The organism is Paenibacillus spongiae (assembly GCF_024734895.1).
In the GTDB taxonomy this organism is placed as follows: domain Bacteria; phylum Bacillota; class Bacilli; order Paenibacillales; family Paenibacillaceae; genus Paenibacillus_Z; species Paenibacillus_Z spongiae.
Window position 1 is genome coordinate 6,978,384 of record NZ_CP091430.1, and the last position, 24,117, is coordinate 7,002,500.

Annotated in this window: 23 protein-coding genes and 2 rRNA genes (1 of these 25 cut by a window edge); 3 read left to right on the forward strand and 22 right to left on the reverse strand. The window is 52.7% G+C overall.

The genetic code is table 11. The features are described from left to right. Positions 1-19: 19 nt before the first annotated feature. The 12 genes from secE to L1F29_RS31480 form a co-directional block, all read right to left on the reverse strand. Positions 20-229 (reverse strand): preprotein translocase subunit SecE, encoded by a 210-nt coding sequence (secE, locus tag L1F29_RS31425; protein WP_258385905.1) that lies wholly within the window; start codon positions 227-229, stop codon positions 20-22. Positions 230-246: 17 nt separating this feature from the next. Further along, positions 247-396 carry a 50S ribosomal protein L33 gene (gene rpmG / locus L1F29_RS31430; protein ID WP_183604319.1) on the reverse strand — a complete coding sequence of 50 codons (150 nt, stop codon included), beginning with the start codon at positions 394-396 and terminating at the stop codon, positions 247-249. A gap of 381 nt (positions 397-777) precedes the next feature. Beyond that, entirely contained in the window at positions 778-1,428 is a 651-nt protein-coding gene (sigH, locus tag L1F29_RS31435) for an RNA polymerase sporulation sigma factor SigH (RefSeq protein WP_204822517.1), read from the reverse strand. A gap of 291 nt (positions 1,429-1,719) precedes the next feature. Further along, complete coding sequence (locus L1F29_RS31440) at positions 1,720-2,241, reverse strand: NYN domain-containing protein (RefSeq protein ID WP_258385906.1); 522 nt, start codon at positions 2,239-2,241, stop codon at positions 1,720-1,722. Between the two features lie 2 nt (positions 2,242-2,243). Then, the gene (rlmB, locus tag L1F29_RS31445; RefSeq protein ID WP_258385907.1) at positions 2,244-3,002 is read right to left on the reverse strand and encodes a 23S rRNA (guanosine(2251)-2'-O)-methyltransferase RlmB; all 759 of its coding nucleotides are present in this window, start codon (positions 3,000-3,002) and stop codon (positions 2,244-2,246) included. Between the two features lie 37 nt (positions 3,003-3,039). Then, positions 3,040-3,468, reverse strand: coding sequence for a Mini-ribonuclease 3 (locus tag L1F29_RS31450; protein ID WP_373876576.1), 429 nt, complete (start codon positions 3,466-3,468; stop codon positions 3,040-3,042). A 62-nt stretch (positions 3,469-3,530) separates the two neighbouring features. Then, on the reverse strand, positions 3,531-4,943 hold the full coding sequence (gene cysS, locus L1F29_RS31455; protein WP_258385908.1) for a cysteine--tRNA ligase: 1,413 nt from the start codon (positions 4,941-4,943) through the stop codon (positions 3,531-3,533). After that, entirely contained in the window at positions 4,940-5,608 is a 669-nt protein-coding gene (cysE, locus tag L1F29_RS31460) for a serine O-acetyltransferase (protein WP_258385909.1), read from the reverse strand. Before cysE ends, cysS begins: the two co-directional genes overlap by 4 nt. 680 nt (positions 5,609-6,288) lie before the next feature. Further along, positions 6,289-7,749 (reverse strand): glutamate--tRNA ligase, encoded by a 1,461-nt coding sequence (gene gltX / locus L1F29_RS31465; RefSeq protein WP_258385910.1) that lies wholly within the window; start codon positions 7,747-7,749, stop codon positions 6,289-6,291. Between the two features lie 40 nt (positions 7,750-7,789). After that, positions 7,790-8,275: a 2-C-methyl-D-erythritol 2,4-cyclodiphosphate synthase gene (gene ispF / locus L1F29_RS31470; RefSeq protein WP_258385911.1), complete on the reverse strand. Its 486-nt coding sequence runs from the start codon at positions 8,273-8,275 to the stop codon at positions 7,790-7,792. 72 nt (positions 8,276-8,347) lie between these two features. Further along, the gene (ispD, locus tag L1F29_RS31475) at positions 8,348-9,040 is read right to left on the reverse strand and encodes a 2-C-methyl-D-erythritol 4-phosphate cytidylyltransferase (RefSeq protein ID WP_258389869.1); all 693 of its coding nucleotides are present in this window, start codon (positions 9,038-9,040) and stop codon (positions 8,348-8,350) included. A gap of 80 nt (positions 9,041-9,120) precedes the next feature. Further along, the gene (locus L1F29_RS31480; protein WP_258385912.1) at positions 9,121-10,212 is read right to left on the reverse strand and encodes a PIN/TRAM domain-containing protein; all 1,092 of its coding nucleotides are present in this window, start codon (positions 10,210-10,212) and stop codon (positions 9,121-9,123) included. Positions 10,213-10,376: 164 nt separating this feature from the next. Here L1F29_RS31480 and L1F29_RS31485 point away from each other — a divergent pair, with 164 nt between their 5' ends. Beyond that, positions 10,377-10,772, forward strand: coding sequence for a nucleoside triphosphate pyrophosphohydrolase family protein (locus L1F29_RS31485; RefSeq protein ID WP_258385913.1), 396 nt, complete (start codon positions 10,377-10,379; stop codon positions 10,770-10,772). A gap of 100 nt (positions 10,773-10,872) precedes the next feature. Here L1F29_RS31485 and pssA read toward each other — a convergent pair whose 3' ends face one another. The 8 genes from pssA to L1F29_RS31525 form a co-directional block, all read right to left on the reverse strand. After that, positions 10,873-11,622: a CDP-diacylglycerol--serine O-phosphatidyltransferase gene (gene pssA / locus L1F29_RS31490; RefSeq protein WP_258385914.1), complete on the reverse strand. Its 750-nt coding sequence runs from the start codon at positions 11,620-11,622 to the stop codon at positions 10,873-10,875. Between the two features lie 104 nt (positions 11,623-11,726). Next, positions 11,727-12,803 carry a DNA integrity scanning diadenylate cyclase DisA gene (disA, locus tag L1F29_RS31495; protein WP_258385915.1) on the reverse strand — a complete coding sequence of 359 codons (1,077 nt, stop codon included), beginning with the start codon at positions 12,801-12,803 and terminating at the stop codon, positions 11,727-11,729. 11 nt (positions 12,804-12,814) lie between these two features. Continuing rightward, on the reverse strand, positions 12,815-14,182 hold the full coding sequence (gene radA / locus L1F29_RS31500; protein ID WP_258385916.1) for a DNA repair protein RadA: 1,368 nt from the start codon (positions 14,180-14,182) through the stop codon (positions 12,815-12,817). A 244-nt stretch (positions 14,183-14,426) separates the two neighbouring features. Further along, positions 14,427-14,774, reverse strand: coding sequence for an antibiotic biosynthesis monooxygenase (locus L1F29_RS31505; RefSeq protein WP_258385917.1), 348 nt, complete (start codon positions 14,772-14,774; stop codon positions 14,427-14,429). 131 nt (positions 14,775-14,905) lie between these two features. Then, a complete protein-coding gene (clpC, locus tag L1F29_RS31510; RefSeq protein WP_258385918.1) occupies positions 14,906-17,383 on the reverse strand; it encodes an ATP-dependent protease ATP-binding subunit ClpC in 2,478 nt (825 codons plus the stop codon). Between the two features lie 2 nt (positions 17,384-17,385). Further along, positions 17,386-18,426, reverse strand: coding sequence for a protein-arginine kinase McsB (gene mcsB, locus L1F29_RS31515; RefSeq protein ID WP_373876577.1), 1,041 nt, complete (start codon positions 18,424-18,426; stop codon positions 17,386-17,388). A gap of 73 nt (positions 18,427-18,499) precedes the next feature. Further along, a complete protein-coding gene (gene mcsA, locus L1F29_RS31520) occupies positions 18,500-19,021 on the reverse strand; it encodes a protein-arginine kinase activator protein McsA (RefSeq protein ID WP_258385920.1) in 522 nt (173 codons plus the stop codon). Positions 19,022-19,422: 401 nt separating this feature from the next. Then, a complete protein-coding gene (locus L1F29_RS31525; RefSeq protein WP_258385921.1) occupies positions 19,423-19,884 on the reverse strand; it encodes a CtsR family transcriptional regulator in 462 nt (153 codons plus the stop codon). Positions 19,885-20,206: 322 nt separating this feature from the next. Between L1F29_RS31525 and L1F29_RS31530 the strand changes: the two genes are divergently transcribed. Then, positions 20,207-21,403, forward strand: coding sequence for a TolB-like translocation protein (locus L1F29_RS31530; protein WP_258385922.1), 1,197 nt, complete (start codon positions 20,207-20,209; stop codon positions 21,401-21,403). Between the two features lie 66 nt (positions 21,404-21,469). Beyond that, positions 21,470-22,729 (forward strand): hypothetical protein, encoded by a 1,260-nt coding sequence (locus L1F29_RS31535; RefSeq protein WP_258385923.1) that lies wholly within the window; start codon positions 21,470-21,472, stop codon positions 22,727-22,729. 291 nt (positions 22,730-23,020) lie between these two features. Here L1F29_RS31535 and rrf read toward each other — a convergent pair. Further along, positions 23,021-23,137 (reverse strand): 5S ribosomal RNA (gene rrf, locus L1F29_RS31540). Positions 23,138-23,242: 105 nt separating this feature from the next. Beyond that, positions 23,243-24,117, reverse strand: a 23S ribosomal RNA gene (locus L1F29_RS31545) (it continues 2,056 nt past the right edge of the window).

Genomic DNA, 24,117 nt, shown 5'->3' on the forward strand with positions numbered 1-24,117 from the left:
AGCCACCCTTGGACCCTTCTTAAACGATCAGTTCGACCAAACTGGAGATCCCGATGTCAAGAACCCAAAAGTAAACAGTCACAAGCACGATCGTGAACAGAACGACGAGCGTGTAGCTTGTCAACTCTTTACGGCTTGGCCAGCGGACTTTCTTCAATTCCGCGAAGCTCTCGGAGAAAAAGGAAAACGTCGATCCGAAGCTTTGCTTCACCTTAGCTAGAAATGCCACGTCCACACCTCCAAGTCCTATCTCGTCTCGCGATGAGGAGTATGCTCGTTACAAAACTTGCAAAACTTCTTCATCTCGATGCGGTCGGGGTGATTGCGTTTGTTCTTGCTGCTTGCGTAGTTTCTTTGTTTGCAATTCGTGCAAGCCAACGTAATAATAACCCGCATTGCCGTACACCTCCCGGGCTAACAAATAAAAAAAGCGTGAACCGTTGTATGTTTAAGCAGCGTGATTCAGTACCCACAATAAAAAAAACCTATTTAGGGCTACCAAAACACTTTATCACACGCAATAGTCCAGTGTCAACGAAAAACTAGCCGTCACGCTTTGCAGCCTTACCTCCAAATGCGTACCCGTCACTTCCCGCAATCCCCCGCCACCCCTGGCGTTTCTTGTACAATCAAGGTTCTCCATCTTGGCATCAAACAGTATCGACCAAATTCTACCATTACAAACCCCGCGTCATCTAAGCACCTTCACAAAAAAAGAGCCGCATCTGCGAGGCTCTCAGTCTTTCATTCCCTTACTTGACGGCAACCCAATATCGGTCAGCCGGTTATATTGCGCACTTCCAAATAACGTTCCAGCTTACGCTTCACCCGCTGCAGTGCGTTATCAATCGATTTCACATGACGATCCAGATCAACAGCGATCTCTTGATAAGAACGGCCGTCCAAATAGAGCATGAGCACCTTGCGTTCCAAGTCGCTCAATATCTCCGACATCTTGTCTTCCAGACCGACAAATTCTTCTTGATTAATAATCAATTCTTCGGGGTCCGATACCCGCGTACCGCAAATAACGTCCAACAGGGTGCGATCGGAATCCTCATCGTAAATGGGCTTGTCCAAAGATACGTATGAATTCAGGGGAATGTGCTTCTGCCGCGTCGCCGTCTTGATGGCCGTTATGATCTGACGGGTTATGCACAGCTCAGCGAATGCTTTGAACGAAGCAAGCTTGTCTCCTTTAAAATCCCGTATCGACTTGTACAGGCCTATCATGCCTTCCTGCACAATATCTTCGCGATCGGCCCCGATCAGGAAATAGGAACGAGCTTTAGCACGGACAAAGTTCTTATACTTATTAATTAAATACTCCAGCGCTTCGCCGTCACCCTCGCGAACCGCTTCAACTATGTCTTCGTCCGTTCTGCAGTCATAGTCCAGCATTTTCCATTCTTTGAGGTCGATGCTCACGAACAATCCCTCCGGCTCGAAAGGCGTGCACTTCTAAAGTGTTTCCGAGCGCAAACGTTCTCCATCACACCAAGTGAGTGCAGCCGTTTAATCGCTTTTGTATTTTGAGGCGGAGCGCACCGCTCCCTGGTTCCTGTCCATAAAGACATAGACCCAGTATACATTATGTAACCTCCCATCGTCAACGACGATCATGTCGAATGTTCCTTATAATCTAGAAAAATTGGAAGCCTGCAGGGATTAATATGCGCCATTTTGTCAGAATAGCTAACTCATTTGCGTCATATCGCTTTAATTTTGGCCCCTTCGCCACCGCTCCAGCTTCATTCTCACATCCAAACTCAAATTGTTATCGAGCTCATTGCGTTTGTTCTTCGGACGCTCCAGCACCTTCTCGATTTCCTTCCGATTCTGGCCGATGTCTATGAGCAGCTCGCGGGCTGATATCCGGAGCGCTCCCTTGCCGAACGCTACCCGCTGCTCGACCTGGTCGGAGGTAGCCACGTACAAATTGCGGCTCCTCATGGCCATTTCGGACGCCAGCCGTTCGATGCAGGCATCCGCCGTCTCCTTCTCCTTCGTAAACACGACGCTGACCCGGTACTGTTTGAAGCTGGACCCCACTCCCGGCACTTGGTGAGCATCGAAGACCACGACGATTTGCATGCCGGAGAAGCCTTGATAATCGGCCAACATCTCAAGCAGCCTGTCCCGCGCCTCCTCCAGACTCTTCTCTTTTAGCCGCGCTAATTCTGGCCAAGCACCGATCATGTTGTATCCGTCTACCAGCAGCGCGTCTTCACGACGGCGCATCTTTAACGACTCCGCCGCTGCCGCACCACTTCGTACATTAAGACGCCTGCCGCGACAGACGCATTGAGCGAATTCAATTGGCCGTGCATAGGCAGCTTCACCAAGAAATCGCACTTCTCGCGAATAAGCCGGCCTATTCCCTTGCTCTCGTTCCCGATCACAACCGCCAGCGGCATATCCAGGTTGGTCGACGATTCATAGACGTCCTGCTTCGCTCCGACATCGGCACCCGCGATCCAGATGCCTTCTTCCTTCAGCCGGTCTATCGTCTGCGCCAAATTCGTGACGCGCGCCACCGGCACATATTCCACCGCGCCAGCCGATGTCTTCGATACGGTTGCCGTCAGAGAAGCAGACCTGCGCTTCGGAATGATCACTCCGTGCACCCCCGTACACTCGGCCGTACGAAGAATCGACCCCAAGTTATGCGGATCTTCGATTTCGTCCAGCAGAATCAGGAACGGCATTTCTCCGCTTTCACGCGCCCGGTCCAACAGCTCGTCCACCTCAAAATACCGGTATGCCGCCGCTTGCGCCACGATCCCCTGGTGAGCCGCCCCGCCGTCGACCATCTGGTCGAGCTTCCGTTTATCGACAACCTGCACGATAATGCCGGCTTTCTTGGCTTCCGCAAGGATGGGCACCAGACCTTTCTGTGCCTGCTCGGCGATCCATATTTTGTTGATTTCCCGTCCGGAGCGAAGTGCTTCCATGACAGGGTGTTTGCCCGCAATCCATTCTTGCTCGTCCCGCTCAGTCATTCCCTTGTCCTCCTCATTGCTGCCGCTATGTCCTGGGTTAGATCCGATTCTCGAAGGCAACCGCCATTAATTGCCGCAGCCTCGCGTTCTGTTTCGTATAGTACAAATAGCCGACCAGGCATTCCAGTGCCGTAGCATGGCGATAATCCCCGGGATCGGCATTCTTCGGCGGGGTCCCCGACTTCGTATTTCGCCCCCGCCTTACGATATCCGCCTCTTCCTCAGAGAGCAGCGGCTGCCATTTATCGAGCAGGCTCTTCTGGGCTTTGGCGGATACGAATAACGTCGCTTCTTTATGCAGATGGTGGGATTTATGATTCGGCAGCGAGACCAAATACTGTCTCACCATCAGCTCGAATACCGCATCGCCGATATAAGCAAGGACGACCGGATTTAATAAATTCGGCGGCTTTGCCGGCGCATGAAACAAGAGGCCGGCAGCCATTTCTTCCACAGATCCGTCCATATCGCCTTGAATCGTTTCTCCACCACCGTTGATTTGCTTCGTCTGATCGGTTGGCTTTATCATCATTTGCGTTTCCAACGAAGCCCTTGAGGCGTATCCTCAAGCACGATTCCTTGCTCGGAGAGGAGATCCCGGATTTCATCCGCCCTCGCCCAATTTTTCGCTTTGCGCGCTTCAACTCTCTCGACAATGAGCGCCTCGATCTCCGCGTCCGGCAGCCCCGCTTCTTGCGACGCGTGCACCGGCAGCAGGCCAAGGACGGCATCGATCGATTCCAGCGCATCGATAAAGCTTTGAAGCCCCTGCTTCGTAACGACGGGCTTCTGCAAATATTGATTCGCTTCGCTAATCAGCTCGAATAGCGCGGTAATCGCATCCGGCGTATTGAAGTCGTCATCCATCTTGGCATTGAATTGCGCCTTGATTTCGTCCATACGCTTCTGCATAGCCTGTAAGTCCTCGTCAGCCGCGTTACCGGCCGATGATAGGCGATGCTTCAGATTGCCCAGGCAGTTCGCCATTCGCATTACGCTGCTTTCCGACTGCGCAATGGTATCTTCATTGAAATTCAGAGGACTGCGATAATGCGACGACAGCATGAAATAGCGGATTGCAGCCGGCTTTGCGCGTTTCAACAGCTCGTTAACGGTAATTCCATTGCCGAGCGATTTGGACATTTTTTCATTGTTAATATGAATATACCCATTATGCATCCAATAACGCGCAAGCGGCTCGCCGCTCAGCGATTCGGATTGCGCCACTTCGCACTCATGATGCGGAAATTGAAGGTCATGGCCCCCGCCATGGATATCCAGCGTATTGCCCAAATATTTGCGCGCCATTGCCGAGCACTCGATATGCCAGCCCGGGCGTCCCGCTCCCCATGGGCTATCCCAATAAATCTCGCCTGGCTTCGCCGCCTTCCATAGGACGAAATCCTGGCCATTCTCCTTGCGTTCATCCACTTCAATCCGGATCCCAAGCTGCAGCTCATCCATGTTCTGATGGGACAGCTTGCCGTAATCTTCGAACTTGTTGGTACGGAAGTAGACGTCGCCGCCGCTGGCGTAGGCATAATCCTTCGCCACCAGCGCTTCGATAAACGCAATAATCTCCGGTATATGGTCGGTTACCCGCGGATTCAATGTCGCCTTACGCACGCCAAGCCCTTCGATATTCTCGTTAAACGCCGTAATGAATCGATCCGCAACCTCAGGGACGGTCGTACCGAGCTGCTCCGCCTTGCGAATCAGCTTATCGTCGACATCCGTGAAATTGACAATATAATTCACGTCGTAGCCTGTCGATTCCAGATAACGGCGAACGACATCGAAGAAGATGACCGGCCGCGCATTCCCGATATGAATATAGTCGTAAACCGTCGGTCCGCAGACATACATCTTGACTTTCCCCGGCTCAAGCGGGACAAACGCTTCCTTCTCCCGGGACATCGTATTATAAATGTGCAAGGTCATATTCTCGGTTCTCCCCCAGCAATAGGTTCTTTGTTACGTTCTCTTTTCAATTCCTTCTTCAGATCGTCGAGCTGCTGCTGCATATCCCGCAGCAGGTCGATAACGGGGTCAGGCAGCTGCGTATGGTCCAGCCGGTCGTTCACGCGCTCGCCGTTCCGTTTGACCACCCGTCCGGGGTTGCCGACAACCGTGCTGTTCGAAGGCACTTCGCGAAGGACAACCGCGTTCGAGCCAATATTTACATTATCCCCCACCGTGAAGGATCCAAGCACCTTGGAGCCTGAGCCGATGACCACATTATCGCCGATCGTCGGATGGCGCTTACCCTTTTCTTTACCCGTTCCGCCCAGCGTTACCCCTTGATAAATGACAACATTATTGCCGATTTCGCATGTTTCGCCGATGACGACCCCCATCCCGTGATCGATGAACAGCCGCTGGCCGATCCTGGCGCCGGGATGAATTTCAATGCCCGTGAAAAACCGGCTGATCTGGGAGATCACTCGTGCGACCGTGAACCATCGCCGCTTGTAGAACCCATGTGCGACGCGATGAGCCCAGATCGCATGAAGACCCGAGTAAGTAAATACAACTTCAAATTTGCTTCTGGCCGCGGGATCATTGTCGAACACGGTCTCGATATCGGACTTCATATGGCCAAACATGGTCAAGACTCCTTCCAACGTTGGGACTGCCAATAGGTTCAGCATCGGCTGATTGGCGGTGAACAATTCAAGATAGCATTCGAATCAAGAAGAAACGGCAGACACTGTTCTGTGGAGTGGAGGCCAGATATAAGCAATAACCGCGACAGCCGATACTGCTTCAATTTATAAAAAAAAAACGCCTCTACAGCCCTATGGCTGCAGAGGCGTTGGTACGCGGTTCCACTCTGCTTGTTCGGGAATCGAATGCCTGGCATCCGCCCTTCTCAACGTGTCCTTAACGCGGACGATCGGCACCCCCTACCCCGCCCTTTGCAGCATATCCTCTATCCCGCCGGGATAGATACTGCTGCTCGGTCGGATCGGAAAGCGCGGCTCCCAGGCGCAATGTTGCATCTCAAGGAATAGGCGACTCCCACCCATCCGAATACGAAATCGCAGCAACTCCCTCATGCGTGGTTTGCAGCGGCTCCGCTTCGAAAGGTCGCCCTCTCTGTCAATTCCCGTGTTGAAATGAACGTTCCTGTTCTAAGCCTTTAGACCGATTCATGTAACGTACATCAAGTATAGCGGACGCCCGCATTACTGACAAGTGCCTCAGAAGCCCAAGATTACGCAATAACACGCAGATTCGCCGCGCAGGCGTTAACAGTCTTGCGAATCGGCTGCCGTCGTTACCTTTAGCCTATTAACGCCTGCAGACGCTCAAGAACTTTCTCCTTGCCCAGAAGCGCGATCGTCTGGTTAAGATCCGGACCGTGCGTTTGCCCGGTCAGAGCCGCCCGAATGGGCATGAACAGCTGTTTCCCTTTGCAGCCCGTAGCCTGTTGAACGGCCTTGACTGCCGACTTGATGCCTTCAACCTCGAAGCTCTCCATCGCTTTCACAAGATCCGCGAAGGCGCCGAGAACAGCCGGTACCTGCTCCTCCGCAAGCACAAGCTTCGCTTCCTCCTCCACCTCGGTTACTTCAGCTTGGAAGAAGAGCTCCGTCAACGGCACGATGTCCGAGGCAGCGCGCAGCTTGTCCTGGTACAACGCTGCGAGTGCGCCTGCCCATGCACGGCCGCTCTCATCCAACTCCTCAGGCAGCCGGCCGGCCTTCTGCAGATGCGGCAAACAAAGATCGAGCAAGCGCGGCAGCTCCAGCTTCTTCATATACTCGTTGTTCATCCAACTTAGCTTGCTCGCATCGAAGACGGCCGGGCTCTTGCTCAAGCGTCCCGGATCGAATACTTGAATCAGCTCTTCGCGCGTGAAGATTTCCTGTTCGCCCTCAGGCGACCAGCCGAGCAGCGTAATGAAATTAAACATCGCCTCAGGCAAGTACCCTAGCGCATCGTATTGTTCGATAAATTGAATGATCGATTCGTCCCGTTTGCTGAGCTTCTTGCGGTTCTCATTCACGATCAGCGTCATATGGCCGAACTGAGGCGGCTCCCATCCGAACGCTTCATAGATCATAAGCTGGCGAGGCGTGTTCGAAATATGATCCTCGCCGCGCAGCACGTGGCTGATCGCCATCAAATGATCGTCTACCGCCACGGCAAAATTATATGTTGGAATGCCGTCCTTCTTCACGATGACAAAGTCGCCGAAGCCTTCGGACTCGAAGCTGATCGACCCTTTCACCATATCATTGAACGTATAGGTCTTACCGTCCGGAACGCGGAAGCGTATGCTCGGTATGCGTCCTTCGGCCTCGAACGCTTGCTGCTGTTCGATCGTCAGATTGCGGTGCTTACCGGAATACTGCGGCATCTCGCCGCGCGCCGTTTGCTCCTCCCGCTCCTGCTCGAGCTCCTGCTCCGTACAATAGCACTTATAGGCCAGTCCGCGGTCGAGCAGATCCTGCCAATAGCTGCGGTACAGATCAAGCCGCTCCATTTGGCGGTATGGACCGTATCCCCCGCCGATATCGACACTTTCATCCCAATCGATGCCCAGCCATTTCAAGTAAGTAAGCTGGCTTTCTTCGCCGCCTGCGATGTTCCGCTTCACATCGGTATCTTCAATCCGTATAATAAATTTGCCGCCGCGGCTGCGGGCAAACAAATAATTGAATAACGCCGTCCTTGCATTGCCGATATGTAGATGACCCGTTGGGGAAGGGGCATACCGGACCCGAATTTGATCTGACATATTCCTCAAGCTCCTCTGTGTTCCTTCATTTATCCAACGATCATAGCACAGCTTTTACGAGACAGACAACCGATTGTGCCGCAATTCCTTCGCCCCGGCCGGTAAATCCGAGCTGCTCCGTCGTCGTCGCTTTTACATTCACCTGGGACAGCTCATCCGCCTCCAGCGCACGCGCAATTACTTCCGCCATCTGCGGAATATACGGAGCCATCTTCGGACGCTGCGCGATAATGGTCGAATCGATGTTGCCGAGCTTGTAGCCCCGCTCCTTGGCCAACTCCCATACTTGAAGAAGCAGCTTCAAGCTGTCCGCATCCTTATGCTGAGGGTCCGTATCGGGAAAATGCTTGCCGATATCCCCAAGTCCCAGCGCCCCCAATATCGCATCGGTCACCGCATGAAGCAGGACGTCCGCATCGGAGTGTCCGAGCAGCCCTTTCTCATACGGGATCGTGACCCCGCCGATAATACATGGCCGTCCTTCTACTAACTGGTGCACATCAAATCCTTGTCCTACGCGAATCATTCTCGCACTCTCCCTTCATGATTACCCGTCTGTCGTCACCTCTACGCAAGTGAGATTAAAGCGCAACCCGGATTACTCCTCCCGCTGTGCAAGTAAAAATTCCGCATAAGGCAGATCATCCGGCGTTGTAATTTTTATATTCGTATACTCGCCCTCCGCGACGGTCACCGGCACGCCGCCGAAGCGTTCGACGACGACGGCGTCATCCGTCCCCAGGAAGCCTTCCGCCTCGGCCCGTTCATGCGCCTCAAGCAGCAGGGAACGACGAAAAGCCTGCGGCGTTTGTATCGCCCACAAGCTTCGCCGGTCCGGTGTTGCCACGATGACGCCGTTCTCATCTACTTGTTTGATCGTATCTTTCACAGGCACCGCCAATACCGCGGCTTGCGAACGCTTCGCTTCCGTCATGCAAGCGCGCACCGCATCGCCCGTTACGAGCGGACGAACGCCGTCATGGACCATCACCCATTCGCTATTCATCGCCAGAAGGCCCCGGCTTACGGAATGCTGCCTTTCGCTGCCGCCGGATACGACCGCCTTAACCTTGCTTAGTCCGTATTCGTTCACAAGCGCGTCGACGCGCTCGACATCATGCGCACCGACAACAACCACGATTTCGGCGACCTCGTCCATCGACTCAAAGCGCTCAAGCGTGTGAACCACGATGGGCTTGTCCCGAAGCAGCAAGTATTGTTTGCTCTCTGCACTGCCCATTCGCGTTCCGCGCCCAGCCGCCACGACGACGACGCCCCATTCAGCCTTCATCCCTGCCATTGCCCTTCAACCGCCTCGCCGTAAACTCGACATCCCGCCAGGAGATATCACACGATTACTATCATACCGTGTTACAGCGCTTTTTCCAACAGCTTCGGCTTGGCAAAAATCATTCGTCCCGCAGAAGTTTGCAGAACGCTCGTTACGAGCACTTCCATGGTCGTGCCGATATAATCCCGGCCGCCTTCAACGACGATCATCGTGCCATCGTCCAAGTAAGCAACGCCTTGCCCATGCTCCTTGCCGTCCTTGATCACCTGTACGACGATTTCTTCACCCGGGAGCACGACCGGCTTTACGGCATTGGCCAGATCATTAATGTTCAGCACCGAGACGCCCTGCAGCTCACAAACCTTATTCAGGTTGAAATCATTCGTAACCACTTTTCCCTTGAGCACCTTGGCCAGCTTAACGAGCTTGCTGTCGACTTCGCCGTCCTCCATGTCTCCCTCGTAAATAAGCACCTTCACGTCGAGCTCTTTCTGGATCTTGTTCAGAATATCCAGTCCGCGCCGGCCGCGGTTGCGCTTGAGCAGATCCGACGAGTCCGCGATATGCTGCAGCTCCTCCAGAACGAACTCAGGGATAACCAGCGTGCCTTCGATAAACCCCGTTTTGCAAATGTCGGCGATCCGTCCGTCGATAATAACGCTCGTATCGAGAATCTTATGCTCCTCGTAGCTGCTCCCTTCCTCCACTGCAACCGGTCTTGTCCGCTGCTGCATCAGGCTGGCGAACTGTTCTGTAAGCTCTTCCCGTTTGCTAAGCCCGATTCTAAGTCCGAAATACCCGAAAAATAGCGTCATGCATACCGGTATAAAAAGACCCGCACCGGTCAAGCCCGATACAGCCGGATAAAGCAGGGCCGAAAGCGCAAGGCCTCCGAGCAGTCCCCCCAAACCTGACAGCATTTCACTCGTCGGAAGCGCCGATACGCGCTGCGCTCCTTGTTCCAGTCCGCGCATAATGGGGCCCGCCAGCACTGAAGCCAGCACCACGCCGGATAGCGCACCAATACCAACATTCATGTAATATCCGCTTGATAGCTGCAACGTTCTGTAAGTCGAATCCGTCCAGAGCGCACCGACGTTCATCCAGTCGTACAACTGTGCGCCCGCCGTGGCTCCAAACAATAATCCGACGGTTTGAATGATTCGTTTCATCACATAAATCCACCTCCATTACAATTATGTGCCAATCTCGTCACAGTTAACCGTAGGGGAAACCAATTTTCATGAGGAATGCATCAGAAAAGTATTTTGTAATGGCCGGCAAGGGCGCTTATAATAGAAGGTAGCACTGCTAATCCTGAAATGAGGTGGAATTGATGAGCACCCCGACACTGGAGCAATTTCAGCAGCAAGTATCGGAACTGCTGCTAAGACACCGCAGCTTGCTGGATGTTTTATCGAAATACAGCCAGTCCGGCGCGTCCGTTAACCGTGCCGTTGCCAAGTCCGTAACGGAATGCGGATGTATTGAACTGAATGCGCGCAAGCAGGAATATCCGGACGACGCTAACCTGGAGCAGGCCAAGACGAAACTTCACCATCACATTAACGGCGAATTATGCGAGCATTGCCGGGATGCCATTAAGAATGAGCTCGGCCGCAATTTGTTCTATATTTCCGCGATGTGCAATTTACTCGATATTCAATTGAACGATGTCGTCGCTCAAGAATCGGGCAAATGCTCGACGCTCGGTTTATTCAACCTTACGTAGAGATTCGCATACCGGAACCATTCCATATCCCAATAAAAAAACCGCCTTACCCATCCAAGTGATGAGTAAGGCGGTTCTTTGTTTTGGCATCCTTCATGCGCTAAGCGCTATGCTCCGAATGGACGCCTTCTTCTTGAAGCTCTTTACGCCGCTTCCGCTTCTTCCTGCCGGGGAGACGGCGTTCAACGTTTTTTTTTAAGCCATACAGCGCGTATAGAACGAGCGGAATGAACAGAATTTTGGATAAGTGATTCGGGAATACAATGCCGAGCACGACGGAAATGACAACGATGATCGGTACGACCCAGATCGCATTCTTCGGAATTCCGATTTTTTTGAAGTTGGGATATTTAATGGTACTAACCATAAGCAGCGATAGCACAAGCGTGCTTGTAAGCAGCACGGAGATTGGAATTTCCTTATGGAACAGGGCAAGCGTAGCGAGTACGCCGCCGGCCGCCGGGATCGGCAGGCCGATAAAATATCCGGGCATGCCCGACACCACGTTGAACCGGGCTAGACGGAGCGCGCCGCATATCGGAAACAGCGCCGTAATAATCCAAGCCGGTGCCGGATTTAATTGCTGGAATGCAACGCTATACATAATAAAAGCCGGCGCTACGCCGAACGAAATGACATCAGATAGTGAATCAAGCTCTTTCCCAAATTCGCTTTGCGCATTCAGCGCGCGGGCTACCCGGCCGTCTACGCCGTCCATCAGCATGGCAATGATCACCATCATGGCCGCTATTTCGGGCTTCGCATTTTCCGGGAAAACGAGAATGATGGCGACGATACCCAAAAATAAGTTCGCCACTGTGAAAAGACTCGGTATCGATTTCGTAAACATTATGCTCCACCTCATCTTTACTATACCCCAAAAGCATTTTCAGAAGCGGAAAGTAATTGTCAATTGCAACCAGCACCTGTCCGCATTCTAACATTGTATGGGATTTAGATTTGTCTGTCAATGAACATCTGTTCTTGAATCCGCTTAAGCCCATCCTTGATCGCACGGGCCCTGACTTCCCCAATTCCGTCCACCGCATCCAGTTCTTCGATCGTAGCCATAAGAATATGCGGCAGGTGATCGAACTGTTCCACCAGATTATGCATGATCGTTGCCGGCAGACGCGGGATCTTGCTAAGGAGTCTATATCCCCGGGGAGCAACCGTCTCTTCTGCCGCGGAGCCGACACCGGCGTAACCGAGCAGCTTGATAATCGGCGGCGAATCGAGCAGCTCATCAGACGTTAATTTCCGTATGGCGGCCCGGATTTCCCGGATGCGCTCCTCGCTCGCATCCTTGGCGTAATCCTTGAGAAGGAACCACAGCTCTTCCTCCACGCCTCCGACCAGCTCTTCCATTTGCATGCTGATGAGGCGGCCTTCCGTGCCCAGCTCGTTGACGTAGCGTTTGATTTCCATCTTCACCCGTATAACCATTTCTACCCGTTTAATGACATGTACAACCTCTTGAAGCGTTACAAGCTCTTCAAATTCCGACGCGGATAGATTGGTGAACGACTGGCCCAGCACCGCTTTATATTTCTCCAGCGTTTGAATCGCTTGATTCGCCTTGGTCAGAATGACGGCCATATCCTTCAGAGAGTACCGCAGCTGCCCCTGGTATAAGGTAATAATATTGCGCCGCTGGGAAATGGACACGACCAGCTTCCCTGTCTGTTTGGCTACCCGCTCCGCTGTCCGGTGACGGATCCCCGTCTCGCTGGATGCGATGGAGCTGTCCGGGATCAGCTGGGTATTCGCATACAGAATGCGCCTGCGATCTTCGCTCAGAATGATGGCGCCGTCCATTTTTGCAAGCTCGTATAGATAGTTGGGGGAAAAGTCGCAATTGATGGAAAAGCCGCCATCGACAACTTCCATCACTTCCGGGCTGTATCCCACCACGATCAGCGCACCTGTCTTTGCCCGCAGGACGTTCTCAAGTCCGTCTCGAAACGCGGTTCCGGGCGCGACCATCTGTAATAGCTGGTTCATAATTTCTAGTTGATTAGGCTCTTTCATCATCTGCCCCCTTATCCGAGTGCTGCCGCAAGCGCCTGCGCAACCGTCTCTACGCCTATAATTTCAATGCCGGTGGGCGGACTCCAGCCCTTCAAGCTCTTCTCTGGCATAATGATACGCTTGAAACCAAGCTTCTGGGCTTCCTTCACCCGCTGCTCCGCACGCGACACGGCACGCACTTCGCCAGTCAAGCCGATCTCGCCGAATACAACGTCGAACGGTCTGGTCGGCGCGTCCCGAAAGCTCGAAGCGATACAGACCGCCACCGCCAAATCGACGGCCGGTTCATCCAGTTTGACACCGCCGGCTACGTTCAAGTAAGCGTCCTGCGTCTGAAGAAACATCCCCATCCGTTTCTCCAGTACCGCAATAATAAGCGACAGCCGGTTATGATCGATGCCCGTCGACATCCGGCGCGGTGACGGGAAATTCGTTGTAGCGACAAGCGCCTGCAGCTCCACGAGCACGGGACGTGTCCCTTCCATGCTTGCCACGACGGTTGACCCCGACACGCCGAGCGGCCTCTCGGACAGGAACAGCTCGGACGGGTTGCTTACTTCCCGGAGACCTGCCTCCCCCATCTCGAAGATCCCGATTTCGTTCGTGGAGCCGAAACGATTCTTCACGGCACGAAGCAGCCGGTAGGAGTGATGCCGTTCTCCCTCGAAGTAGAGCACGCAATCCACCATATGCTCGAGCAGCCGCGGGCCTGCGATCGCCCCTTCCTTCGTCACGTGCCCGACCAGCACCGTCGCAATGCCCCGTACTTTGGCGACCCGCATGAAGTGAGCCGTGCATTCCCTTACTTGAGAGACGCTTCCGGGTGCGGACGATACGCTGGGCTCATACACCGTCTGTATGGAATCGATAACGAGAAAATCAGGCTGGACCGATTCAATGGCCTCATTAATTTGCTCCATATTCGTCTCACATAATACATACAGCGTATCGGTCAATGCACCGAGCCGGTCCGCCCGGAGCCTTGTCTGCTTGACCGATTCCTCGCCGGAAATATATAAGACGGTTAAACCTTTTACAGCCAGCGCATGCGATGTCTGCAAGAGGAGCGTCGATTTGCCGATCCCGGGGTCGCCGCCCACCAGTATAAGCGACCCTGGAACCACACCCCCGCCCAGCACCCGGTTCAATTCCTGTAAGGCGGTTTCAATACGCGGTTCCTGACCACTATCTATGTGTATGATGGAAAGCGGCTTTTCTTTCGTCTGAATGAGCGAAGAGCCCTGTCCCTGCGTCTTAACGACCGTTTCTTTCTCTTCCACCATGGTGTTCCATGCACCGCAGCCCGGGCATTTACCCAGCCATTTCGGAGACTCCGTGCCGCAGTCGGTACACGCGAATTTTGTTTTAAGTTTTGCCATCGACGGCTCCTTTTACGATTAATGCTACCTTCAAAGTTTACCATTTATTCAAGTCCGGTTAAAGCCTCTAGCTTGAAAAATAGGAATAAACGTTCGTTTCTTGCCATGATAATGAATGATCCATCTAAAATTTAATATAATCTTTAACAATCAAGACCGGTAACCCGGGATAAACGCCAAAAAAGTCCCTTCTTCGTCGTAGACGCAGAAGGAACTTTAGTGGATGTACGAGAACAATTTGTCGTTATGCATCTGCTCCAGCAAGGCGGGATACAAGCACACGGTGCGTCGTCATCTTCGAACCCAGCATCACGCTTTCGCCCTGCGGCGCTCCTGACTGACCTCCAGCCCCTGACCGGGATGCATGCGCCTGCTTGAAATTATCGCTGTTCACCCAGCCTTCGAAAGCGGCCTTGTTCTCCCAAGTCGTGCTTACCTTCAGCTCGTCGTACTCTTCCAGGCCTTCCGTAAACAATACCTCCATACGCACGAAACCCGGCTGCTGATCCACGCCCTTCGAACGCTGAAACCGCATCGCGACCTCTTCCCCGTGGCCCTTCTTCACTTTAATCGTATTCATAACGATGATCACAGATATCCCTCCCTGCTTAACTTGTCTCTTCTAGTTTATCAATCCTTCGGAGCAGAAACAAATAGGAGCCGGTCAACCTGGCAACAACACAACAAGGTGCCCCCGATCGGGGGCACCTTGTATGCTGGAAATTAGGCTCGGTATTTCGTTGCAGGCTCTCCCTCGGCGACTTCGCCCGTCAAGGGTTCCTTATGCGTAACGGTCAATTCGCCATTCTTCTCGTCAATGACGAGCGTGTCGCCTTTGCTAATTTTACCCATCAGCAGATCTTCGGACAACCGGTCCTCGATATGCTTCTGAATCGCTCTACGCAGCGGACGCGCTCCGTATTGCGGATCGAAGCCTTCCTTCGCAAGGAAATTCTTCGCCGCGTCGGTAAGCGTGAAGTCCACTTCCTGCTCGCGCAGACGCTTGCGCAGCTCGTCGGACATCAGCGTTACGATTTCCGCAATGTGCTCTTGCTCCAGCGCATGGAACACGATCGTCTCGTCGATCCGGTTCAGAAACTCGGGACGGAAGCTCTTCTTCAGTTCTGCAAGCACTTTATCCTTCATCACATTGAAGTCATGCCCCGCATTCTGGACGGCTGTAAAGCCGAGCGAAGAATTTCGTTTAATTTGATCGGCGCCAACGTTTGAAGTCATAATAATCAAGGTGTTGCGGAAGTCGACCACTCTGCCCTTGGAGTCCGTCAGACGGCCATCCTCCAGCACCTGCAGCAGAATATTGAACACTTCGGGATGCGCCTTCTCGATTTCATCAAGCAGCACGACCGAATACGGTTTGCGGCGAACCTTCTCTGTCAGCTGGCCGCCTTCCTCGTAACCGACATATCCCGGAGGCGCCCCGACAAGACGGGAGGTCGAATGCTTCTCCATGTATTCGGACATATCGATACGAATAACCGCGTTCTCGTCGCCGAACATCGCTTCGGCGAGCGCCCGTGCCAATTCCGTCTTCCCGACACCGGTCGGGCCGAGGAAAATGAACGAGCCGATCGGACGCTTCGGATCCTTCAGACCTGCACGCGCACGGCGGATCGCACGCGATACCGACTTGACTGCTTCAGATTGGCCGATTACGCGATCATGCAGAATCTCTTCCATTTTTAGCAGCCGCTGCGTTTCTTCCTCCGCCAGCTTGCTCACCGGAATGCCGGTCCAGCTTGCAACGACCTGCGCAATATCCTCGGTCGTTACCTCGGAGTCCGTGCGCCCTTGTTTTTCTTTCCACTGGTTTTTCGTCAAGTCGAGCTCTTCACGGATTTTTTGCTCCGTGTCGCGCAGTGCGGCTGCCTTCTCGAACTCTTGGCTTTGCACCGCGGAATCCTTCTCCTTGCGGATATCGTCCAGACGGTTCTCCAGCTGCTTGAGATTAGGCGGTACCGTGTACGACTTGAGCCGGACTTTGGAAGAAGCCTCGTCGATCAGGTCGATTGCTTTATCCGGCAGGAACCGGTCTGTAATGTAGCGGTCGGACAGCTTAACGGCTTGCTCGATCGCCTCATCGGTAATTTTCACGCGGTGATGCGCTTCATAGCGGTCACGCAGGCCATGCAGAATTTGAATCGCTTCTTCCGGCGATGGCTGGTCGACTGTGATCGGCTGGAAGCGGCGCTCAAGAGCCGCGTCCTTCTCAATATATTTGCGGTATTCGTCAAGCGTCGTTGCCCCGATGCACTGCAGCTCACCGCGGGCAAGCGCCGGCTTCAGGATGTTGGAAGCATCTATGGCACCTTCGGCGCCGCCTGCTCCGATCAGCGTATGCAGCTCATCGATGAACAAGATGATATTCCCGGCTTGACGGATTTCATCCATAATTTTCTTCAAACGGTCTTCGAACTCGCCGCGATACTTCGTGCCTGCGACGACCGAACCCATATCCAGCGTCATCACGCGCTTATCGCGCAGCGTCTCGGGAATTTCGCCGGCAATGATTTTTTGAGCCAGTCCTTCGGCGATGGCCGTTTTACCGACGCCAGGCTCACCGATCAGCACCGGATTGTTCTTCGTCCGGCGGCTGAGAACCTGGATGACGCGCTCAATTTCCTTGCTGCGCCCGATAACTGGGTCCAGGTTGCCTTCCTTCGCGTATGCGGTCAGATCCCGCGCAAGACCGTCCAGAGTTGGCGTACTTACATTCGACGGCGAGCCGTGATTGCTCGATACCGCTTCACTGCTGCCAAGCAGCTGCAGCACCTGCTGGCGGGCTTTGTTTAGGCTGATCCCCAGGTTGTTCAGCACTCTGGCGGCCACACCCTCGCCTTCGCGAATGAGGCCCAGCAGGATATGCTCAGTCCCCACATAGGTATGACCCAGCTTGCGGGCTTCATCCATGGACAGCTCAATAACCTTCTTGGCACGCGGTGTATAGGCAATATTCGTAGGCTGCTCTTGACCGCGGCCGATTAGCGTTTCCACTTCGTCCTGAATCTTCTCCAAACTTAAACCGAGACCGATCAGCGCCTTGGCGGCGATGCCTTCCCCTTCCCGATTCAAGCCAAGCAAAATATGCTCTGTACCGATATTGTTATGACCGAGACGAACCGCTTCCTCCTGTGCAAGCGCAAGCACCTTCTGCGCACGCTCGGTGAATCTTCCAAACATCATGTTCACACACCCCCATGATCGGATTTACGCCCCAAATGCTGGCGGATTAATTCTGCACGCCGGATATCCCGCTGATCCATGTTCAGCTTCTCATTGAATGTATGCTGAAGGAAACCCGGCTGTGTTAATACCATTAATTCATTCATGACCTGCGGCGACACATCCCGAATTAAGCCGAGATCGATCCCCAAGCGAACATCGGATAGCCGCTGAGCAGCTTCCTTCGAATCCATGATCGATGCATGCGACAAAATCCCGTAGGACCGGAACACCCGATCCTCCAGCCGCACCCGCGACTCCTGCTGCATCATCCGCTCGCGCGCCGCCCGTTCATGCTCGATAATTTGTTTGGCAACGCTGTGCAAATTATCGATGATTTCATGCTCAGACTGCCCGAGTGTAATTTGGTTCGAAATTTGAAACAGATTGCCAAGCGCCTCGCTGCCTTCGCCGTACATCCCGCGAACAGCGAGCCCGACTTGTGTAATAGCCGACAAAATGCGGTTAATTTGCTGCGTCATCACAAGCGCCGGCAGATGCATCATGACCGATGCCCGTATCCCCGTTCCGACGTTTGTCGGACAGCTTGTTAAAAACCCGCGGCGTTCATCAAACGCGTAATCGGCCTCTTCTTCGAATATATCGTCAATGCGGCTCGCTAGCTCCCAGGCCTCGTTAATTTGAAAACCGGGATACAAGCATTGAATCCGCAGATGATCCTCTTCATTCACCATGATGCTGACCGATTCGTTATCGCTCAGAACGAGTGCGCCGCACCTCGACTCATTCGCAAGGTTAGGACTGATGAGGTGCTTCTCGACCAGTACTCTTCGCTCCAGCTCGTTCAGGTCGGATAACGGGATCGTCTCGAATCGGCCGATCTCATTCAATCGTCCCGAATTACCGACTGACGTCAGGCGCTCCATGACTTCCTGCGATTGTTGATTGGTTGCAAGCATCGGAAACGGATGCCCTAGCAGGTTTCGGGCAATGCGAACGCGGCTGCTGATTACAATATCGGCATCGGGTCCGGTGCCCTGCATCCAATCGCTAAGCGCATGCTGTGTAAATGAACGATTCGACAAGGCGATTCCTCCTTCCTTCACTGGCGACGTGTTAGGTCTCGGCGACGCTTCGCTCCAATTCGCGGATTCGGTCGCGGATCTTAGCCGCATGCTCGAATTCCTCGCGTCCTATCAGGTCGTGAAGCTCATGTCTAAGATTCTCGATCTCGCGCTTCAGCTGAATTTGTCCGCCTGAACGCTTCGGAACCTTCCCGACATGAACGGTATTCCCATGAACACGTTTCAGGATCGGATCCAGCTTATCGCCGAATTGGTCGTAGCAATTGCTGCAGCCGAACCGTCCCATTTTGCTGAACTGTCCGTACGTCAAACCGCAATTATCACACCGCAGTGCCTGCGGTTTGGCGCTCAGTCCGCCGACACCCCCAGGGGTCTCGAAGTCGAGCAGGCCGGAAAGAAGACTATGGATGGAAAATCCGCTTGCAGGGCTTGCGAGACCTTCGCCCTTCTCCCTTGCGCATGATTCGCAAAAATGAAATTCCGTTTTCTCCCCGTTGACGTTTTTCATGAAATGGAGCGTCGCCGGGCGCTTACCGCATTCTTGACAGATCATAAGTCGCGTAATCCCTCCTAAAGTTTCGCGGACGCAAAACTCAATATCGAAATCATACGCTTAAAAGTTTTGCGAAGCAAAACTCACTTCGTAAGCATAAACTTAAGTTTTGCGAAGCAAAACTCACTTCGCAAGCATAACCTTAAGTTTTGCGGAGCAAAACTCACTTCGCAAGCATAACCTTAAGTTTTGCGGAGCAAAACTCACTTCGCAAGCATAACCTTAAGTTTTGCGGAGCAAAACTCACTTCGCAGCATTGCCCTAAGTTTTGCGGAGCGAAACTCTTCGTAAGCATTAGCTTTCGATTTGCAATACCATGCTCACTTTGTAAGTATTACCCTAAATTTTCGCGAAGCAAAACCCGCTTCGAAAGCATAACCTGTGCTGCGGAACATAACCACTTACTTCGCAAGCAGCGTAATGAGCATTGCCTTGAGCAGTCTTGCGCGAACCTCGTCACGCGTAGGCAGTATCAACGCAATGGCTTCACGCGATACCGCTGCCCGCAGCAAATTAGCTTCCCGTTTGGAAATCAGCTCTGCTTCTTCCAGTTGATAAATTATGCCTTCCGCAGCCGTTTGATCCACCTCGGATCCGATCGTTTGTGCGATATGCCCTTGAATCATCTTCAGCGTAGGCAGTTCGACGCGCTGGATCCGGATGTACCCTCCGCCGCCTCGTTTGCTTTCAACGAGGTAACCTTTCTCCAGCGTAAAGCGGGTACTGATCACGTAATTGATTTGCGACGGAACACATGAGAACCGGTCTGCCAAATCGTTGCGCTGAATTTCGACCGCGCCTTCTGGGCTATCCTGCAGCATATGCTTCAAATACTGCTCGATGAGATCGGAAATGTTGCGCATTTCACTAACCTCCTTACTGCTGACAGAAACTACGTTGAGCATCTTGAAAAATCAAAAAAGTCTAATTAATCAGATTTCATTGACTTTGACTTTCTTTGACTTTAACTTTATTATACGCGTTTTTACCAAAAGGTCAAGAGGATTGCCATCAAATCCTGTCTCCTTTTTAGCTTTAGCGGTTGGCGGGCATTTATACGTATCCGGCTTATGCAACCTTTATATTCCACTCGCCGTCTAGTAGTCATTCCCATAAGTAACGCCAAGAGTTTCCGGCCTTCCCCGGTTATCGTCGAAACAAACTGATCTACAAGGAGGCACCGCCATGAAGAAGACGTCCCGCTCAGCCGGTCGTCATTGGAAGCAATGGATCGGCGCTGCTGTTATAACGCCTGTACTGCTCGGCGGATTTTCAGAAGCTCCTTTTGCCGCTCCTCTTTCCGCACAGGCAGAACAAGCAGAGGGTCAGTCAAGCAGCGCCTTATCATGGAGCTATTCATATGCTTATGAAGATCAACGTACAGGTACCGTACTGGTTAATGTCTATAATAATGGTGAAAGCCGTATTCTTATGCGAGACGCCGAGGGCGCTTGGTCGAAGCTTCCGTCCAGGTATACGCAAGTATGGAATCTGCCCGGTTCATCAGCCGCCGCAATCATACCTACCTATATGATTGCACGAAATGAATTCGATAACCTTTACTTCAACTTCGAACGGCAAGCAATCGTGAGCGGCGGCCTTTATGAATGGTCACCCTCCCAAGCCTACGGCATACGCAAAGAAAGTCCCTATACGTTTCCACCGAACAACTTCTTGCTATTCAAAGATCAGAAATCCGGCGTTATCCGCCAAATGGATGTTTCACCCTTCGATTACCGCCGCCTTCAATGGTTGAAGGATGGTTCATTCGTGACCGACCGATTCAACGACGCGGCCCAGGAGAACGAGATTGTTATTGGGCGTCCGGACACGGGAACGGTCAAACGTTTAATGCTGGGAACAATTCGCCGTATTAATGCAGACGCCGGCCTCATCGCATTTGTGAAGAATGAACCTGGGCGAATCTGGTATATCTACAACCTGTCTACAGGAAAGGAACGGACGTTGGTCAGCGAATCCGAGAAGTTGGCATTATTCCCGGAGCCCGTTCCGTCCGATGATCCGAAAGCCGCGATCACACTGTCTTTGCCTGACGTTGATCGGCTGCCCGAGTTCAAACCCGCCTTCGAATATGCGAATGAAGCCGTTCTGAATATTAATGATCAACAGTATGCCCTTCCTTATGCCTTTATTGGCGGGAACAGCGTATACGTGCCTGTCCGTCCTCTGATTGACGATTTAGGTCTTGAAGTGACGACGAACAAGTCTCCGCAAGGGAATTCCTACACCATCCAACGGGCAACTGCAGCCATCACGATAAAGAGTGATGAGGTGCATATCTACAGCGACCGGCTGTTCATAAATACGGGCCATTTACAAAAACTCGGCTTCCATAATCCGGTCGTCGGGTGGATCAATTGAGCTTCATGCGGATAATTACTTGAATAGAATGTTTTTATCTAAACTAGGGAAGGTCGTGTCCGCTACATGAAAGTCGCATTAAAAAGTCGGTTGCTGCTTGCCGCTTCTATCGCCGTTCTCACCGCTTCTCTGCCAATGACTATACCTTCAGCAGCGTCAGCCGCATTTTATCTCAATGACTCAAATCCCCTTGCAGCCTGGACAATCCATTATTCCTTCGCCTTCAAGGATCCGTGGACAGGAACGCTATTTTTCAACGCTTCTAACGATGAGGGCGAGAGATATATTATTTTCAAAGAGAAGGATAGCACCTGGAGCAAGCTTCCCAAAGGCTATAATTTCGCCTGGAAGAACGGCAATGAGTCCCTTGCCCGCATCGACTTGTCGCATTCCGTCCTTGAACAATATAAGCCAGTAACCGCTCCCCTGTTCGGCACACTCTTGTATGACAATACCGATAATACGTTGGTCTATGGCAAGCCATATACGATTTCACCAGGACGGGGTTATGCCTTACGGGAACAGGAAGATTACATATCAACTGACAACGGGTCGCAACGGCAGTTCAGCATCTGGTTAAAGGATCGCAAGACCGGCGTCATACGTGAAATTTGGCGGAGCAGCCAGCGCGGCGAATATCGGTTTCATTGGACGAATGACGACAGACTCCTCTCTCAGCGCTATAATCAGGACACAAGAACGGTGGAAATTACGGAGTACAATCCTTCTACCGGTACGTTTGAGCATCTGCTCGACGGACAGCTTTGGCGAATCAATCCGAAGACCAACGAGATTCTGTATGTGGACAATACACCAAAACGGAAAGTATGGATATACGATTTGAAGACCGGTATTAAACGGCTTTCCAAAGGCGTCGTCGAGGAAAATACGCGATTCGCCGCAGAGCCCGCGCCAATGGAAGTCACGGTTACCCCGCCGTCCGATCTGGATGTGCGGTCACTTCCGGAAGTGGAGCCCCAGTTCGTTCACGCCAACGAAGCGGATCTTATCGTGGATGGAACAAGATATTCATTGCCTATGGCAATCGTAAGCGGCATTAATAATTTCGTCCCTTTAACATCCATCATGAACGAGATGAACATCGCGCTATCCTCCGGATCCGCCGGTCCTGCCGCCAAGCGAACCTATCAGCTTACATACCGCGGTCAATCCCTAACCATAGGCGAGAACGAAATGCGTATTTACGATAATCGGATTTTTGTTAGTATCGCGCTGCTCAAACAACTGCTTCAAACCGATGATATGCAACTGCAGTGGTTACCCCCTTTAACCGGCAGCTCTAGCTCAGCCACCCCGGCATCCTAAATAAAATGAGGCCTGATCCATGCGGAGGTTGATCGCATAGATCAGGCCTCTTTCCAAATATTCTCTCTCCTGCGGGTTTCGTTTGTTGGATTTGTCCGATCAGCTGCTGCAAGAAAGCCGTGATGGCTTCTACATGGCCGGATTGGTGGCAAACGTTCTTGAAGCCATCCATGAGATCCTGCACCTTATACTGATCCGCTTTTGTCATCTTATATAACTTGATTACTGTGAAAGAAAAGAGTACATCTATAATCAACAAAAAACCGACCGCAAATGCGGTCGGTTCCTCGTGCTTGGCGACGTCCTACTCTTCCAGGACCCTGCGGTCCAAGTACCATCGGCGCTGAAGGGCTTAACGGTCGTGTTCGAGATGGGTACGCGTGGTTCCCCTTCGCCATTACCACCAAACGTTTCAGGTGTTTTGTTACACCTTCAAAACTGGATACGAGTTTGCGTAACTCTTACATCTAAAGCATATGCTTCCGAAGCAGACTTTCACTCCGTGAAAGCTTGTAGGATAAGCCCTCGACCGATTAGTATTCGTCAGCTGCATGCATTACTGCACTTCCACCCCGAACCTATCAACCTGGTCGTCTTCCAGGGGTCTTACTAAATTGGGAAATCTCATCTTGAGGGGGGCTTCGCGCTTAGATGCTTTCAGCGCTTATCCCGTCCGTACATAGCTACCCAGCGGTGCTCCTGGCGGAACAACTGGTACACCAGCGGTACGTCCATCCCGGTCCTCTCGTACTAAGGACAGCTCCTCTCAAATTTCCTACGCCCACGACAGATAGGGACCGAACTGTCTCACGACGTTCTGAACCCAGCTCGCGTACCGCTTTAATGGGCGAACAGCCCAACCCTTGGGACCTACTTCAGCCCCAGGATGCGATGAGCCGACATCGAGGTGCCAAACCTCCCCGTCGATGTGGACTCTTGGGGGAGATAAGCCTGTTATCCCCAGGGTAGCTTTTATCCGTTGAGCGATGGCCCTTCCATGCGGTACCACCGGATCACTAAGCCCGACTTTCGTCCCTGCTCGACTTGTAGGTCTCGCAGTCAAGCTCCCTTATGCCTTTGCACGCTACGAATGATTTCCAACCATTCTGAGGGAACCTTTGGGCGCCTCCGTTACTTTTTAGGAGGCGACCGCCCCAGTCAAACTGCCCGCCTGACACGGTCCCTCCACCCGATTCAGGGTGGCAGGTTAGAACTCCGATACGATCAGGGTGGTATCCCAACGGTGCCTCCACCGAAGCTGGCGCTCCGGCTTCCCAGGCTCCCACCTATCCTGTACAGATCGTACCAAAGTCCAATATCAAGCTGCAGTAAAGCTCCATGGGGTCTTTCCGTCTTGTCGCGGGTAACCTGCATCTTCACAGGTATTA